The organism is Vibrio xiamenensis (assembly GCF_900100015.1).
GTDB lineage: Bacteria > Pseudomonadota > Gammaproteobacteria > Enterobacterales > Vibrionaceae > Vibrio > Vibrio xiamenensis.
On record NZ_FNDD01000022.1, the window covers coordinates 1 to 15,482 of the forward strand.

Annotated in this window: 14 protein-coding genes; 7 read left to right on the plus strand and 7 right to left on the minus strand. The window is 47.3% G+C overall.

All coding sequences use genetic code 11. The features are described 5' to 3' along the window. Positions 1-488: 488 nt before the first annotated feature. Both BLS03_RS16375 and BLS03_RS16380 read right to left on the minus strand, forming a co-directional pair. Positions 489-1,898 carry a hypothetical protein gene (locus BLS03_RS16375; protein WP_093276371.1) on the minus strand — a complete coding sequence of 470 codons (1,410 nt, stop codon included), beginning with the start codon at positions 1,896-1,898 and terminating at the stop codon, positions 489-491. Between the two features lie 135 nt (positions 1,899-2,033). Further along, positions 2,034-3,518, minus strand: a complete 1,485-nt coding sequence (locus BLS03_RS16380) for a metallophosphoesterase family protein (protein WP_093276374.1) — start codon at positions 3,516-3,518, stop codon at positions 2,034-2,036. 557 nt (positions 3,519-4,075) lie between these two features. Here BLS03_RS16380 and BLS03_RS25420 point away from each other — a divergent pair. After that, the gene (locus tag BLS03_RS25420; protein WP_143015645.1) at positions 4,076-4,306 is read left to right on the plus strand and encodes a hypothetical protein; all 231 of its coding nucleotides are present in this window, start codon (positions 4,076-4,078) and stop codon (positions 4,304-4,306) included. A gap of 126 nt (positions 4,307-4,432) precedes the next feature. Here the strand turns inward: BLS03_RS25420 and BLS03_RS16385 are convergent, their stop codons facing one another. Continuing rightward, positions 4,433-5,872, minus strand: a complete 1,440-nt coding sequence (locus BLS03_RS16385; RefSeq protein ID WP_093276376.1) for a sucrose-specific PTS transporter subunit IIBC — start codon at positions 5,870-5,872, stop codon at positions 4,433-4,435. Between the two features lie 236 nt (positions 5,873-6,108). On the opposite strand from BLS03_RS16385, the gene BLS03_RS16390 reads away from it, so the two are divergent. From BLS03_RS16390 to BLS03_RS16400, 3 genes are all read left to right on the plus strand, one after another. After that, the gene (locus BLS03_RS16390; protein ID WP_093276379.1) at positions 6,109-7,095 is read left to right on the plus strand and encodes a LacI family DNA-binding transcriptional regulator; all 987 of its coding nucleotides are present in this window, start codon (positions 6,109-6,111) and stop codon (positions 7,093-7,095) included. Between the two features lie 360 nt (positions 7,096-7,455). Continuing rightward, positions 7,456-8,844: a carbohydrate porin gene (locus BLS03_RS16395; protein ID WP_093276381.1), complete on the plus strand. Its 1,389-nt coding sequence runs from the start codon at positions 7,456-7,458 to the stop codon at positions 8,842-8,844. A gap of 174 nt (positions 8,845-9,018) precedes the next feature. Then, a complete protein-coding gene (locus BLS03_RS16400) occupies positions 9,019-10,659 on the plus strand; it encodes a glycoside hydrolase family 32 protein (RefSeq protein ID WP_093276384.1) in 1,641 nt (546 codons plus the stop codon). 138 nt (positions 10,660-10,797) lie between these two features. Here the strand turns inward: BLS03_RS16400 and BLS03_RS16405 are convergent, their stop codons facing one another. Together BLS03_RS16405 and BLS03_RS16410 are read right to left on the minus strand one after the other, a co-directional pair. Beyond that, on the minus strand, positions 10,798-11,718 hold the full coding sequence (locus tag BLS03_RS16405; protein WP_093276387.1) for an aminoimidazole riboside kinase: 921 nt from the start codon (positions 11,716-11,718) through the stop codon (positions 10,798-10,800). Between the two features lie 160 nt (positions 11,719-11,878). Then, positions 11,879-12,424 carry a hypothetical protein gene (locus BLS03_RS16410; protein ID WP_093276389.1) on the minus strand — a complete coding sequence of 182 codons (546 nt, stop codon included), beginning with the start codon at positions 12,422-12,424 and terminating at the stop codon, positions 11,879-11,881. A 43-nt stretch (positions 12,425-12,467) separates the two neighbouring features. On the opposite strand from BLS03_RS16410, the gene BLS03_RS16415 reads away from it, so the two are divergent. Both BLS03_RS16415 and BLS03_RS16420 read left to right on the plus strand, forming a co-directional pair. Further along, positions 12,468-13,334, plus strand: a complete 867-nt coding sequence (locus BLS03_RS16415; protein WP_281241240.1) for a patatin-like phospholipase family protein — start codon at positions 12,468-12,470, stop codon at positions 13,332-13,334. A 125-nt stretch (positions 13,335-13,459) separates the two neighbouring features. Then, complete coding sequence (locus BLS03_RS16420; protein ID WP_093276392.1) at positions 13,460-13,753, plus strand: putative quinol monooxygenase; 294 nt, start codon at positions 13,460-13,462, stop codon at positions 13,751-13,753. On the opposite strand, the gene BLS03_RS25695 is transcribed toward BLS03_RS16420, so the two are convergent. Beyond that, the gene (locus tag BLS03_RS25695) at positions 13,750-13,983 is read right to left on the minus strand and encodes a hypothetical protein (RefSeq protein WP_093276394.1); all 234 of its coding nucleotides are present in this window, start codon (positions 13,981-13,983) and stop codon (positions 13,750-13,752) included. The genes BLS03_RS16420 and BLS03_RS25695 overlap by 4 nt on opposite strands. A gap of 21 nt (positions 13,984-14,004) precedes the next feature. Here BLS03_RS25695 and BLS03_RS16430 point away from each other — a divergent pair, with 21 nt between their 5' ends. Further along, entirely contained in the window at positions 14,005-14,526 is a 522-nt protein-coding gene (locus BLS03_RS16430) for a P-loop nucleotide/nucleoside kinase family protein (RefSeq protein ID WP_093276397.1), read from the plus strand. Between the two features lie 36 nt (positions 14,527-14,562). On the opposite strand, the gene BLS03_RS16435 is transcribed toward BLS03_RS16430, so the two are convergent. After that, complete coding sequence (locus BLS03_RS16435) at positions 14,563-15,369, minus strand: Cof-type HAD-IIB family hydrolase (protein WP_093276399.1); 807 nt, start codon at positions 15,367-15,369, stop codon at positions 14,563-14,565. Between the last annotated feature and the right edge of the window lie 113 nt (positions 15,370-15,482).

A 15,482-nucleotide genomic window follows, 5' to 3' on the forward strand; every position in this document is an offset into this window, starting at 1 on the left:
TGCGATAGCGCACCAGTTCCTTTTGCTGGCTCAAAAGGAGGCAAACGCCTTTTGGGATAGTTTGGTGAGGCAGTTTGGTTTGATGCGCTAAACGCTCGTCGACTTCTTTTCTATCTGCGATAGCGCACCAGTTCCTTTTGTATCTTTGACGCTGTCCGGCACGGTTTTACGCGTTCCCGACGCGGAAAACCTAAAAATTCATCCATGAATTTTTGCCTAGTTTATTTCTAATAACTTTGATTCTATAAAACGTTTCTGCTCCAAAGCGCGCTAGAGCGAGATTGAATCTGATTTCTAGCCTCGCCATTTGACTCACTTTTTCTTAAATAAATATACTCACCATAAAAGAAAAATGGCGTCTTGTTTGTCTCGCCCCCTTGCTTTTGCACGCTTGTCTCTTGGGCGTACATTTACATACAAAGGCCCATTTATAAAAGGATGAAATCACAAAAACGCATTAATGGTTGTGATTAGGAATTCTGTTCATTTTAGAGATCTCTTTGAGATGCTCCTCTGAGCAATGTGTTCTTTATTTTGTTTAGGATCACGACGTTGTAAATACCAGCGAATAGAGTAAACATCATCGTTGTAGTGAACCATGGAACCGGGGTCGTGCTAACGCTGAAACTGTAGTAGGCGGAAGTTAATGGGATAATAACGAGGCAGATGATGTTGATGACCACTGTCCAGAAACCTGGATAGGTTGCGACCCACGGAACGTTAGAGTTACACGGGATAAATGTGTCAAATTTTCTTAAGTGCAAAATGAGATAGACCATCATAAGCAGGACAATGCTAGGCCCTAGTGATTTGAACATGTTGGCATTAATCACAAACCCAAAGAGAGATACCTCTTTTTTGGCGTCGAGCAGCGGTATATTTAGAACCTTATCGAGATCAGCAAGACTCTCAGACTTCAACTTGCTCTGGTAATCACGCAATGTGTCAAAGTTGTTTACTGATCCTGACAGCATCAGCTCGTCGCAATTTTCAGCGTGAGTGTCACAGTACTTTGTTAATAAGTTAAGATAGCGAGCTTTTGTGCCTTTGATATTACGAACAGTGATTGATTCGATAATGTAGCTCTCTTTCGAGTCGCTAACATAGAAGTAGGGTAGAGCTGAGTCTGCGGCCCGGCGAATGTTGTGTTTGACATAGCCAAAGAGGTTGAATACTTTACCGCTCACCTTCTGCGCGACATGGTCTTTCAATTCTAGTAAGTTTGCTTGTCTAACAGAGCACTCGGTCGTAGAATTGAGGTGTTTAACGTTTACCAGTTTTGTTACGTTAAGTCTGTTTTCTAAAACGGTGCCGGTGATACTATCGACCGGTATGAGCCTTAACATAGCTTTGTCATAGTTAGCCATCGGTAGAAACTCTATTTGTCTTAGCTTGCGTAAATCGTTCACAAGATCAATCGTCTCTATAACGCTGAGTGTATTCTTGCTTTCTTCTCTGTAGTGATTGAAGCTAGCTTGCCGTACTTGCTGAATTTTACTTGTGACGAACTTGTCTGCAAATATATCTCGAAACTCGAACATATCCTTTACGTATAGGCGACTGAGGTATATAGCATTGTCATGTTGCAAGATCTTACCGGTTACATCTCTTTTTGTAATGTCTAAACCTTCGAAAGAGAGTGCTATAGAGGTACTTGAGCAAAAATCTTCTTCTAACGGCGCGAACTCTTCTTTGCCAACCGTGTAAAGCGTTTGGTATTTAAAGTGGTCTTCGCGCTTTATTCTTAGCTCTTCGACAATTTTATTTATAAGCGATGATTCATTTCTAGCTTTGTCTATGTCAGAACTAGGGTCAAAAATTAGAGACACTGAAAACAACGAAAACGCGACGATAAAAAAATAAGTACTCTTGATCGCCTTTATGTACTCATCATTCATGTTTCTCTTCCCAACATTGTATGTGCTACCTAGCACGTTATTAACGCACAATAATCAACGACTAAGTCACAACAGCATCATATTGACACGGTGAACTTCTACCGTGCGACACGAGACGACATGCTCTGGTCTACATTATTTGAGTATTAATTTAACCGGTTTTTTCCAGTCTTCTTTCGGTAAACCGTTTGCTGATCGTTGCTCTCGGCAGAGCCATGCTCTCACCTCGACAGTCAGCTCTCCAGAATCCATTTTGTTGAAACGCAGCGTCATAAAATGCTCTTTTGTTCGCTCTCGCAGATATCGTAAATCAAAGAGTTTAAATTCAGTGCTTACCGACCATGGGGCGTTATAGTTGATTGCTGCTTTAGTAACGCCATTGACATCAATTGCTGGAAAGTACTTAAGACGGTTGATTTTGTCTGCCCTGGCGACGGCAACACTACTTACGCCACTTAGGTTGGACATAGGGGAAGAGACAACTTCATATAAGCGATTGGAGCGCCCCTCAAACTCTACATTACAGATTCGACCATAGTGAATATCGCCACTAAGTACCAGCACATCATGTGAGGCGTCGTGGATAGCTTTCACAACAACATTGTAGTCTTTTGAATACGAGACAAAATTACGATCGGAGTTCGAGCCTTCTTTTTCAATTATGGGTTGCGACAAAACGAGTACACCAGGCGATTTTAGTCCTTTGACCCAATGACAGATTGTCTCTATTTCGGCAGCTGGAAGAACTCGGGTTTTAGTTCGGAAGCTTCGCAAATCAGCAATGCAGAAAGACACATCGTTACCGATTTTAAAGGTTCTTACAGGTTGAACTCGCTGCACATTCACAAGGCCATCATGTGCGGTATTCTTCCAAGCCTTTTTGATCTTGGGGATTCTTAGTGCCTGAATAAATGGGTTAAAACCTTCGACAAACGGATAGTTGTTCCAATACTCGTGGTCGTCTGCTAGAAACCATGTTCCCCCATGGCAAAGTACGTTACGCAAGCCTCGCCATTGACTCGCATAATCATCAGCGACTCGATCTCTTACTTCTTTTGGGATGGGGCTTAATGAATCGAGACCAATATCAAGATAGACCTGATCACCAGCTAAAAAGGTTATATGAGGGCGCACAGGAGCTTCATCACTCGCTATTAAAGATTGGTAGCTGGTGCTGACTTGACCTCCATCGTATTCCTCGAAAAAACAGCTTCCTAGAGCCACGGTAAAACCCTGATCTATACTGTTTACCTCTTGCGGGAGTGTCCAAAAGCTACCTCGAGCTAAGAGTATTTCGTCAAGATTACCTGTGGCAGTATTACGTAAGTGCTCGACGACCTTTATCCAGTATCGTTGCCCAGACTCTAGTTTCTTAACGTCCTTTGTTTTGTAGAATCGCTGACTTGTGATGTCCTTGAACGGACGTTCCCAATCGGATTTTTTAATGGTGAGGGTTTTGACTTTCGTATCATCATTCTTGGTAATAATGATACTGACTTTATCTGGTTTTCGGAGATTATGGTAAAGAGTACCAAACCATAGAGTCGCGCTCGTGTTCGTAACTTCGTGTATGACAAGACTCCATTTATTTGCCGTCAGAGATAACCATTTATCATCCATAATGCCTCCATTTTAAGCGTATAGACTTAAAGGTTTGAAGACAGCAATATTAAGGTCGCTAAACCTATTCAACGAAACCTGTTTGTTAAAGTGGGCTGCGCCAAAGCATTGTTTGGCGGCGAAAACTCTAACAGCTTAGTAGTAAATCGAGGTAGTTCAAAAGAATATTCTACCTTTCCCATAATTGATGCGCTGCACGGTTATGTTATTCTCAGTTTCAAGCAGGGTTAGTATCGTTAATAAACCTAATGTCTTACGTCTAGTCGGACTTTAGAACTCGCTTCATTGCTTCTTCGTTCGTTGCTTATTCCTTTGAACCGTGCACAGACAGAACCTGATTTACAAAGGTGAAATACACCCATCGCGCCCTTGTAAATCAGAGTCTTCATGCCAGTAAGTCGGACAGTTAGATTGTAGTGGATGACTTAGTTTTACCACTTGACTAGAGCTTTGCAATACAATAAGTACTCTGTAAAATGCTAGATTAGCAAAATGTCTGAAATAAAATTGTCCAAAAACTCATTAATCAATAACCCCAATCAATTAGGCAAAAATTCATGGATGAATTTTTAGGTTTTCCGCGTCGGGAACGCGTAAAACCGTGCCGGACAACATCAGAGTACAAAAGGCATTTCTGGTTACTCTTTGTGCCAGCAAACAGTGACTGGTGCGCCATCGCAGATGAAAAAGAAATCGAAGAAGTGTTGGCGCATCATAAAACAACCTCACAAAAAATCACTCGCCATCACAGATGGCAAAGAAATCGAAGAAGCGTTAGCGCATCATAAAACAACTTCAAAACAGCACTCCGCTATCGCAGATAGCAAAAAGCTCGCAAAACCACCAAAAATAAAGATCAAAAAAGCGCCCCGGTGGGGCGCTAAACATCAAAAAATGATGCGAGGGGGAAGCGATTATGCGGTCGCTTGTTTACCGATTTTAAGGCCGTTACGCATCGCAAGGGCAAGTGTCACGACAAACGAAACGACAAACGCGATAAGCATACCAATCACGTAGTAGCTGATCTTATCTGGCACGATAGAGATGATGCCTGGTAGACCTGCTGCGCCAAGGGCTTGCGCTTTGACGTTAAACAGCGTGATAAAGGCGCTTGCAACCGCAGAGCCGATGATGGCGGCAATAAACGGGTAACGCAGTTTCAAGTTCACGCCGAACATGGCAGGTTCAGTGATACCAAGTAGGGCAGTGATACCCGATGGCAATGCGATACCTTTAAGTTTGACGTCTTTGGTGGTAAACGCGACGGCGAGTGCTGCTGCGCCTTGCGCGACGTTAGACATGGCCGCGATTGGGAAGATAAACGTGCCGCCAGTGGTTGTGATATCGGCCAGAAGCTGAGTTTCAATGGCGATAAAGCTGTGGTGCATGCCAGTGATAACAAACGGTGCGTAGATAAAGCCAAACAGTGCGCCGCCGATAAAGCCTGCTGAGTCGTACAGCCAGTTTAGGCCATCACCGAGTAGGAAGCCGATATCGCGCGTCGCTGGGCCAACCAAAGTAAAGGTGAGGAAACCGGTGATGAAGATCGCTAGCATCGGGGTAAGCAGGTTATCCAGTACCGCAGGGACGATTCTACGCAGGCCATTTTCCACTTTGGCAAGAATGAACGCGCTGACCAAAACCGGCAGTACCGAGCCTTGATAGCCGACTTTTTCAATCTCAAAGCCGAAAATATTCCACGTTGGTACCGTGCCTTGTACGCTGGCGCTACCAAAGCCCCAGCCGTTAAGAAGATCAGGGTGGACCATCAACATACCAAGCGCTGCGCCCAAAAATGGGTTGCCGCCAAATTTCTTACTGGCGGAAAACGCCAGCAGTACAGGCAAATAGACAAAAGGTGCGTTGGCAAAGGTGTTGATCATGCTGGCAAGGTCAGCAAGGCCTGGGTTGGCTTCAATCAGCGATTGACCGTCGATAAACAAACCCTTAGCGGTGAGGACGTTAAATAGCCCCATCAGCAGACCGCCGGCGACGATAGCAGGAATGATCGGTACGAAAATATCCGACAGACCTTTCACCGCGCGTTGAACGATATTTTGTTTGTTGGCACCCGCTTGAGCGACATCGTTAGTCGACATTTCGCCCATGCCGGTCAGCTTGACCATTTCGGCATGCACTTTATTGACTACGCTAGAACCAAAAATAATTTGGTATTGGCCGGCAACTTGGAATTGACCTTTCACGCCATCAAGATTTTCGATCGCTTCTTGGTCGATAAGCGTATCGTCTTTGACGACAAGACGAAGACGAGTGGCACAGTGGGCGAGAGCTTGTAGATTATCTCTACCGCCTAGTAGCTCGAGCAGCTGTTTTGCAATTATTGGATAATTCATTCCATACCCCGTTTGGTGTTCGGCATTATAGTTGTTGTCTTAAATTGATTGCCTTTGGGAACGTTTGCAATTCCGAATTCTAGTCATTTCTCATTTTCGGTCAAAACATATTGCAAAGTTATGTGACGAGGATCTGCTGACATTTTGTAAATCTCTGTCGAAACAGTAGCTTTTCTTTACCAATTTGATAATTTCCTAGCGGTACGAACAAGTAAGATACTAATTGAGAGCGAACCATGGCAAGTCTACATGATGTAGCAAGATTGGCAGGTGTTTCCAAATCGACGGTTTCCCGAGTGGTAAACAACGAATATGGCGTCAAAGAGGCGACCAAGATCAAAGTGATGAAAGCGGTTGAAGAGTGCGGTTACGTGGTCAATCAGGTTGCAAAAGATCTGAAATCACAAAAGACCAATTTGGTCGGCGTGATTGTTCCTCGTGTCTCTTCTTATGCTACTGCGCTGGGTGTTGACGGTTTGACGGCGGTGTTTGAGCAAGCTGGCAAACATGTGCTTCTCGCCAATACCAAGCAGAGTAGCCAAAAAGAGATTGAGTTCATTCAGCTGTTTAACCAAAAACGGGTCGAAGGGATCATCTTTTACGCCACCCACATTGATGACGATTTGATAGCGGCGATCAAGCGCTCGCAAGCGCCAGTGGTGTTGGTGGGGCAAGATGGCTCATTGTTTAACATTCCCAGCGTCGTCCATGATGATGTGCGCGTGGGTTATGAAGCGGGTAATCGTCTGTTGGCTGAGGGCTGTCAAAACATCGGCTTTATTGGTGTCGAAGCCTCGGATTTGTCGGTCGACAAACTGCGCTCAGATGGTCTGATTCAAGCGCTAGACGCCAAAAGCTCACCGCTGCTGTTTCACAGTCACGGCAAATTTTCCATTGAGTCCGGTTATCAGCAAATGAAAGCGCTGTATCAGCAATATCCGCAAGTGGACGGCGTATTTTGCGCTACCGACCGGATTGCCATCGGCGCGATTCAAGCTCTTAAAGAGCTTGGCGTTGCCATCGGCGAGCAGGTGAAAGTGCTCGGCGTGGGTAACGATGAACTGGCGTCTGTGGTGTCACCAAGCTTATCCACTTTTAACTATGCCTTTGATAAAGCAGGGGAAAGTAGTGCAAAATTGCTGCTAAACCTAATTAGCGGCGAGCCACAACTGATGAGCAAAGTGGTGCTGACATTCCAAAACGTGACGCGTGAGACCTGCTAGCCAGTCGCTAATCACTTAAGCCACTGCATTCAATTTTAATCATGAGCTCTGTCTTAACGGCGTATCGCACACTCGATACGCCGTTTTTATATGCATGCAGTTTTAATCTCCAGCTCTCATTTCAACCTCAATTCGTGAGCCAATTAAAAATATTGCAACTATTTTTGGTAACGTTCCCGAAAATGGATTTATAGTTGCTCGCAACGGGAATCGGAAACAGGTGAACCACCTGTTTCTGCCGAGTCGAAGTTAAGTGGTTGATGTCTGTTCCACCATTTAACCGTCCACATTGATGCCTTATTTCGGGAACGTTTGCCCAATTTCGAAATAACAAAAAACCATGAATGTGGAGTAATAATAATGAAAAAAACAACCCTATGTCTTGCTTGTACCGCTGCACTTGCTTTGCCACAAATGAGCTTTGCGAATGCCTCGACCAGTGACCTTGAAGCGCGAATTGCCGAACTTGAAGCGCGTCTATCACAAACGGAACAAGTGGCCAAACAAGCCGAGCAAAACGCATCCAGCTTTGAGTTTCATGGCTATGCGCGCTCTGGTCTGCTGGTTGGAGATAGTCTAAACGGCGCGACCGGAACAGGCCCTTACATGACGGCGGCCGGCGATCTTGGCGCACCGGTTGGACGTCTTGGTCTGGAAGATGACCACTATATGGAAGCCAACTTGATTCACAATCGCGTTGCTGAAGACGGTTCTAAGGCGTACTACCGAATCATGCTGGCCGACAGCGTAGAAACCAACAACGAGTGGACCGCGACCGATAGCCAATTAAACGTGCGTCAGCTTTATACTGAACTGTCTGATCTGAGCTGGTTTAGCGGTGCGTTTGAACACGCCAGCATTTGGGCGGGTAAACGCTTTGACCGCGACAATTTCGATATTCACTTTTTTGACTCAGATATCGTGTTCCTTGCCGGAACCGGGGCAGGGCTGTACGACGTGCAACTGAGTGACAACTGGAAAGCCAACTTCTCGCTTTACGGTCGTGACTTTGGGGAAATCGATAGCTCAAGCACCGATGTCGAAAACTACATCGCCACGGTCAACAACCACTTTGGCAATTGGCAGTTGATGTTAAGCGGCATGAAAGCCAAAGATAACTCAGACCAAGATGTCACCACAGACTCACCAACCAAGCGTGCTGAAAATGGTGTGCATGGTTTGCTGGCTTACCACGCAGGCAGCTTCTATGGCGCTGCGGACGGGTTTTCAAAATCGGGTGTGTTAGTGGGCTCTGGCCTGGGTGCAAACCTGAAAGGGATTGGTTCAAACGCCGATTTAAATGACGATGCCAAAGCGGTACGTGTATTTAGCTACGGGGTGACCAAGTTTGCCGACAACTGGCGCATTGCTCCAGCGGTGATGGCGGAATACAGCCAAGATCGCATCAAAGACAACGACGAATTCTTGTGGGCGTCGGCGAATGTGCGTCTTGCGCAAGAGTTTAACCCGAACTTTGAAATGGTTTACGAAGGTTCTTACCAATATATGGATCTCGATAACAGTGTCGATAGTGCCAAAGGTTCATTCTATAAGGTCACGCTTGCACCAACGGTGAAACTTGCCACTTCTGCGGGTTTCTTTGACCGCCCAGAGCTGCGTTTTGCTGTGAGCTATGTTGACTGGAGCAGCGATTTAGACAACTACGCTGTGAGTTTGGCATCGGATGCGTCCACCATGGGTAACGGCGGTGAAACCGTGTTTGCACTGCAAATGGAAACTTGGTTCTAACGGACTTGCCACTCAGCCGGCGTTTACGTCGGCTGAATCATTTTAGTTTGATTATGGCTGTGATTGGCGAGGTTAATTCACCCATCACAGCATTTTTACTTGTTGGCAAAAGCGTGATCGGTTATTTTTGCAAACGTTCCCATTAAGAATTTCTTTGAACAATAGGTTATTGAGATGTCAATTCAGCAAATATTTTCCCTTTGCGGCGGTGTGCAAAATATCGCCCGAGTGCTTCTTCCTGATGACAAACTCATTATCGAAGTAAAACACGATGTTGAGGAGCCAAACGCGCCCGAATTTATCAAAACCATCGAAGTGCAGGGCGAGACGCAATTGGTCTTTCGCCGCCCAGCGGATTTGACCTTTGATGAAGCATTAGCACTTGATCAGACGTTGGCGGCGCTGCAAAAGCATCGCGCTAAAGCGTATCAAACGCCGATTGAGAGTGAGTGGCGTCCGAGCTGGCATATTTCGCCGCCGATTGGTCTTCTTAACGACCCTAACGGGTTTATCTATCACAATGGTCAGTATCACCTGTTTTATCAGTGGTATCCGTACGGTTGTGAACACAAAGACAAACACTGGGTGCTGCTGACCAGCGACGACTTGGTGAATTGGACGTGGCAGCGCGTGGCGCTGACGCCATCTGCGTGGTTTGACAGCCACGGAGTGTTCTCCGGCCACAGCGTCAGCCAAGGCGACACCTTATACACCTTTTATACTGGCAATACGCGAATTGGCCCGCAGCGCGATAGGCACACCACGCAATGTGTTGCGATCGCAAAAGGCGATGGCGAACTGGTTAAGCAAGGGCCAATTATTGAAGGTTTGCCACCGGGTGTGACTGAACATATTCGTGACCCGAAAGTGTTTAAACGCGGCGAACTATGGTGGATGGTGCTTGGCGCGCAAACCACTGAGCTGCAAGGACGCCTTGCGGTGTATACCTCACGCGATCTCAAACACTGGGATTATCAAGGGCTGTTTGGTCAAGAGTTGGGTGACTTCGGCTATATGTGGGAATGCCCAGATATGTTTGAGCTCGGCGGTCAAGACTTTGCGATGTTCTGCCCACAAGGCATTGAATTTGAGAGTCCTTATCACACCATTGGTCATCATAATGGTTTGGCGAAAGCGCAGTTTGGTGATGAAATTACGCTGGAGCTTAGCGATTTTCAAGCACTTGACTACGGCTTTGATTTCTACGCGCCGCAAACCATGCAAGCGCCAGACGGTCGCCGCATTTTATGCGCTTGGATGGGGCTGCCTGACGAAGTCGATCAGCCGTCAAGTGATGAAGGTTGGGCGCATCAGCTGACCTGTTTTCGTCAGCTGGATTATCGAGATGGCGTGGTGCGCCAATACCCGATTCGTGAGCTTGAAAGCTTGATCGAGACTCAGCAAAGCGTGGTCTTAACTGAAGCACTGCACGATGTTGGAGTGCAAAGTTTTGATCTCAGCTTAACGCTGGAGTGGGGACAAAGCCTCAACTTGTTTGAAGGGGATGGCCATCAATTGGTGATCAAAGCGAATGCTGAGACGCATCAGCTGATACTCGATCGCAGCGAAACACTCAATCGTGCGGCGGATGTGATTCGCGAAGTCGATATCGACACCGATTTGATTGAACTGCGTATTCTGGCCGACACCTCCTCGGTGGAGATTTTCATCAATCAAGGCCAATACGTGATGACCTCGCGAGTGTTTACTTCAAAGCAGTCTACCTGTATGTCGGTACTCGGCGGCGATGTTAATGCATGCCTGAAAACTCTCAAAGCGCCAAAAGCGCCGTTTGCGAATGAAGCCACCGCCTAGCCAAGCAATGATTGAATAAGCGATAATTCATCGCGCCTAAACCCAAAAGCCCAAGCAAATGCTTGGGCTTTTTTAATCAGCAAATCAAGGCTCTCAGCGCGTATTTTTACATCGCATTCTCAAAGCGTATCGACGCGGCTAAAGAAACGTCAGTAATTGGTTTTGGGTCGGTAGCGCCGTCATGGCGCCTTTTTTGGTGGTCGCCAATGCGCCGCAGGCGTTGGCCATTTTGACTGCAAGGAAAATCGTATCGCGATCGGCCCATAGGTTTTGCGCCGCCAGTTTAGCTAGCAATCCGCCAACAAAGGCATCGCCAGCGCCGGTGGTATCGACCGGTTTAATTGGCTCGACCGTCACTAATGTTTGCTGCTGCTCAAACACAATGATTGATCCTTTCGCCCCTTGGGTGATCAGCACCAAAGTATTGTTAAACGCTTCAAGTGCGGCAATGCCTTGCTCAAGCGAGTCGGTTTGCGTGAGATAGAGCAGTTCATCGTCTGAGAACTTCACCACATCAGCAAGGGCAATGGCTTCGCGCACCACATCAAGGAGTTCACTTGGGTTGCTCCACACTTCCTCGCGCAGGTTCGGATCAAAACTGACGTAGCCGCCCGCTTTCTTTATATCACGCATGGCTTGGAAAGTGCTGCTGCGGCTTGGCTCATTGGCCAGTGCAATGGAACAAACGTGCAGCCATTCATGGGGCTTAAACGCCGGAATATCCGTTGGCAGCAGAAATTGGTCGGCGCTTGGTTTGACCATAAAGGTAAAACTGCGCTCGCCGCCTGCATCCAAATCGACCACCACAGTTGAGGTGCGCTGGGTATCATCAAGGCGCATAAACTCGGTATTGACCTGTTCATGTTCTAACGTGGTTTTCATAAAACGACCCATAGGGTCTTGACCGACACGGCCAAAAAACGCCGCATCACCGTTTAAGCGCGCAATGGCGACTGCGACATTAGCTGGAGCGCCGCCTGGGCATTTTAAGTAGGTATTTTCAGTATCAGGAATAAGGTCGACAACGGCGTCGCCGGTGACCCAAACTCGGTTGGTCATGGTGTTATTTACCGTGGTTATGCAAACTGGGGTAATGATTGCTGAACCGTTTTAGCAATGCAATAAAAACGCTGAAAAAGCGCCTCAGAATGTGATCCTAATCTGGCTCGAAAATGAGCTTGTGCGGTGAAATTTTGGTCGTCAAAAAATATCAATAAATTCATATAGATAAATCTCTAAATTCACTGCCAATTTGTTCAAATCTTACGCTTGGTTTTTGATTTAGGGAACGATACCAGTTTGGCGGCATGTTCGCGCTCAATCCCGCGAGTTTTAATGCAGATAATTCTGCCTCGCAAATCACCACCAAATGCAGAAACTGGTCAAGTAGCGATTGCACATCCTCAAGTGACAAAGCGCCTTCGCGCGCCTTTGATTTGAGTAGCCCAATCACTGAGGAATAGGGCACCAAAGGTTCCAGTTGACCGCGTTCTCCACTCGCGATTAAACGCTGGGATTTCGGCGCATGGGCGCGGGCTATCTGCCAATCGGGTTTATTTTGGCTGGTCAGGTAATGCTCGCGATAACAGACGTAAGGAAGAAAAAAACGTTCGATGTGCTGCCAGCGCTCGGCTTGGATTTCCAGATAGATGTGCTGCAGTTCAACAAGATGATCGGTCATGGCGCAAGGGGAAGTGGCTTTTAAAACGGCGAGTATAGCATATTTAGCGCCTTGAAAATCAGCGATTGGCGCTGGCGCTATCATGGTGTAAAGTGTTTGATAATCATCATGTTACAAGGAGAGGAATGTGGTTGTCGGACCTAACGCATTAATCGTCGAGGGCGGGGCGATGCGCAGTATTGTTTCGTGTGGCGTGCTGGATCAATTCCTCGCGCAGCAATTCTCACCTTTTGATAGTTTCTGGGGCGTCTCGGCTGGCGCGAATAATTTAGTCGCTTACTTGGCGAACATGCCGAGGCGTAACCTCAAAGTGTATCTCGACTACAGTTGCCGTAAAAACTTCATCAAACCCGGGCGCTTTATTCGCGGCGGCGATTTGATGGATCTGGATTGGATGTGGGAAATTTCACTGCGCGAACTTGGCCTTGATAAACAGACGTTGAACGCGGAAAAACGCCCTTTGTTTATTACGGTGACGCGCCAAAGTGACGGTCAGGCGGCGTATTTATCCCCGTCTGCAGATCAGGTTGCCGAAGCGATGAAAGCTAGCAGCGCATTGCCGATTTTATACCGCCGCGGCGTTGAACTCGATGGTACGCGCTATGTGGATGGCGGCGTGGCCGATTCGATTCCTCTGCAAGCGGCGATCGATGCGGGGGCTAAAAACATCATGATTTTGCGCAGCCGCCCTGAGTCTTATCGCAAGCCAGCCCCTAAGTGGCGCGGCTTAACCAGGCGTTTATTACGCGAGACGCCAGGGCTTATCGAGCCGATGCTAACGCGCCATCTGCGCTACAATCAAACTCTTGATTTGATTGCTTCGCCGCCGCAAGGGGTGAAAGTGTTGCAGTTTTGCCCGCCAGAAGATTTTAAACTTAAGCGTTTAAGTCGAGAAGTGGAACCGCTTGAGCAGGCGTATCAGCTAGGAATGGATCTCGGCCAGCGTGCCATCGACGTTTGGCAGCAGCAAATCGAGGCTGATTCAAAGGCTTAAGCGAATTCTCAAGCTTAAGCGAATTCTCAAGCTTAAGCCAAAGCAAAGATTTGACATTGCCACCATCAGCCATCAACGCGCGTCGGTATAATTGACCCATCATCAATAAGTTATGAGGGATTATTATGCTCAATGCGTTAGTGGTGGTGGCCACCCTAGAGGCCAAACCCGGGCAACTTGAATTGGTCAAAGCCGAGGCTCAACAGCTGATCGACCTGACTCGAATCGAGCCCGGTTGTGTTGAATATGTGCTGCACCAAGATAACGAAAACCCCTTAGTGCTGGTGTTTATCGAGCGCTGGGAAAGCAAAGCCGCACTTGAATCACACATTGCTTCAGAACATTTTCAAGCCTTTTCCGCGGCCACCAAGCAAGCGGTCGCCTCACTGAAGATCAATCAATTAACCATGATTGGCTAAGCGCTCGGCTGCTTGTCGAGTTGCATCAGCAGTTGATAAAAGAGCTCGGCTGCCTTAACGCCATCATGTTGCACATAGGCTTGAGTGATGGCGCCTTCTTTGAGTAGACAGATTGCATCCAGTAACCACGCTGGTTGATCCGCCAGATATTGACCAATTAGCTGACGTACTTGCTGTTTGTGCACCAGAGTGCATAATTGATGCGGCAGGAATTGCTGCTTGATACGCATCGCGATTGGCTAGGAGGCCGTATGGCGAAAATCTATTTTATCTGCGGCTTTATCGGCAGTGGCAAAACGACCTACTCAAAACAGTTGGCAACGCTTAGCCAAGGCTATCGATATAATCTCGATGAGTGGATGATTCCGCTGTATGGCGAACATATGGAACGCGCCGTGTTTGATGCGCGCATCGAGTTGCTCACCGAGCTATTTAAACGTCAGGCTTTGGCGCTTCTCGAACTTGGCGTGCCAGTGATTTTCGATTTTGGTTTTTGGCGCCACGCCGATCGTCAGTCGATTCGACACTGGGCGATATCGCAGCAACTTGAGTTCCAATTTGTCTATCTCGACAGCGATTATGCCCTGTGCTGCGAACGTGCCCAGCAGCGTAACCAAACAATTAAGCAAGGGCCGCAGCAGGATGCGTTTGAAATGACGCCTGAAATGCTGGCACTGTTTTGGTCTCAATTTGAAGCTCCAAATGAGGCAGAGCGCCAGCGAATGCTCTGCATCGTACCAAACAGCGCACACTTTATGTGCGATGGAGAATAGAATAAAAAAGCCAGCGAATGGCTGGCTTTAGAGAGGTTATTCTAGTTTATCCAAATAGGCTTTAAGCACGGTAAGGACACCGCTTTCTCGGTTACTTGGGGCGCGAAAACGGGCGAATTTCTTCACCCCTTCGTGGGCATTTTCGACCGCGTAAGAGTGATAGCTGGCCTCAAGCATTTCCACATCATTGAAATAATCGCCAAAACTCATGGTTTGCTCGTAGCTAAAGCCAAGACGTGATTGTAGCTGTTTGATTGCCGCGCCTTTCGATGCATCGGCATGCATCACATCAAGCCAAATTTTTGCGCTCACCACCACTTTTTGGCGCTCGCCAAACTTGGCATTAATGCTTGGGTAGACGTTATCTTCGGTGCCGTTGAAGTTACATAGCGCCACTTTAACGAATTCATCCTCGACCGCCAGCAGATCCGCCACACGTTCGCAGCGATGATAGTAGTGCTGGACCTCTGCGACCGCTTGTGGATCGTTGGTTTCGATATAGGCTGATTGCTTGCCGCACAGCACAATGTGGGTGTTTTCGATTTGGCGCGCGGCGGTAATGATTTCGACCACGTCTTGTTTGTCTAACGTACAGCTATAAAGCTCTTTACCTTGATGCATCACAAACGTGCCATTTTCAGCCACAAACATCATGCGGTCTTGAATTGAGGCGAAGGTATCGAGCAGGCTGTAATATTGGCGTCCTGAGGCGGCGGCGAAGATAATGCCGTGCTGTTCTAATCTTGGAAAAATTTCGAAAAATTCTGGGTCGAGCTGGCCGTGTTCATTGAGTAGGGTGCCGTCCATATCGGCGGCGATGAATTTAACGTTTTTATCTGACATGTAGGTACTCGTTTCTCTTTGACGGGAAAACAGCTTGAGCCGCTTACGGGTGAATCAACCTAGAGTATGCGCTGGCAAAGATAAGCGGTGCAAGCGTTTCGTATTAAAGCGGT

Bases quoted from the DNA above. Each gene is read 5' to 3' on its own strand.
- BLS03_RS16380 (WP_093276374.1), bottom strand. From the start codon at position 3,518: ATGGATGATAAATGGTTATCTCTGACGGCAAATAAATGGAGTCTTGTC.
- BLS03_RS16375 (WP_093276371.1), bottom strand. From the start codon at position 1,898: ATGAATGATGAGTACATAAAGGCGATCAAGAGTACTTATTTTTTTATC.
- BLS03_RS16390 (WP_093276379.1), top strand. From the start codon at position 6,109: ATGGCAAGTCTACATGATGTAGCAAGATTGGCAGGTGTTTCCAAATCG.
- BLS03_RS16430 (WP_093276397.1), top strand. From the start codon at position 14,005: ATGGCGAAAATCTATTTTATCTGCGGCTTTATCGGCAGTGGCAAAACG.
- BLS03_RS16400 (WP_093276384.1), top strand. From the start codon at position 9,019: ATGTCAATTCAGCAAATATTTTCCCTTTGCGGCGGTGTGCAAAATATC.
- BLS03_RS25420 (WP_143015645.1), top strand. From the start codon at position 4,076: ATGGATGAATTTTTAGGTTTTCCGCGTCGGGAACGCGTAAAACCGTGC.
- BLS03_RS16395 (WP_093276381.1), top strand. From the start codon at position 7,456: ATGAAAAAAACAACCCTATGTCTTGCTTGTACCGCTGCACTTGCTTTG.
- BLS03_RS16385 (WP_093276376.1), bottom strand. From the start codon at position 5,872: ATGAATTATCCAATAATTGCAAAACAGCTGCTCGAGCTACTAGGCGGT.
- BLS03_RS25695 (WP_093276394.1), bottom strand. From the start codon at position 13,983: ATGCGTATCAAGCAGCAATTCCTGCCGCATCAATTATGCACTCTGGTG.
- BLS03_RS16410 (WP_093276389.1), bottom strand. From the start codon at position 12,424: ATGATAGCGCCAGCGCCAATCGCTGATTTTCAAGGCGCTAAATATGCT.
- BLS03_RS16405 (WP_093276387.1), bottom strand. From the start codon at position 11,718: ATGACCAACCGAGTTTGGGTCACCGGCGACGCCGTTGTCGACCTTATT.
- BLS03_RS16435 (WP_093276399.1), bottom strand. From the start codon at position 15,369: ATGTCAGATAAAAACGTTAAATTCATCGCCGCCGATATGGACGGCACC.
- BLS03_RS16420 (WP_093276392.1), top strand. From the start codon at position 13,460: ATGCTCAATGCGTTAGTGGTGGTGGCCACCCTAGAGGCCAAACCCGGG.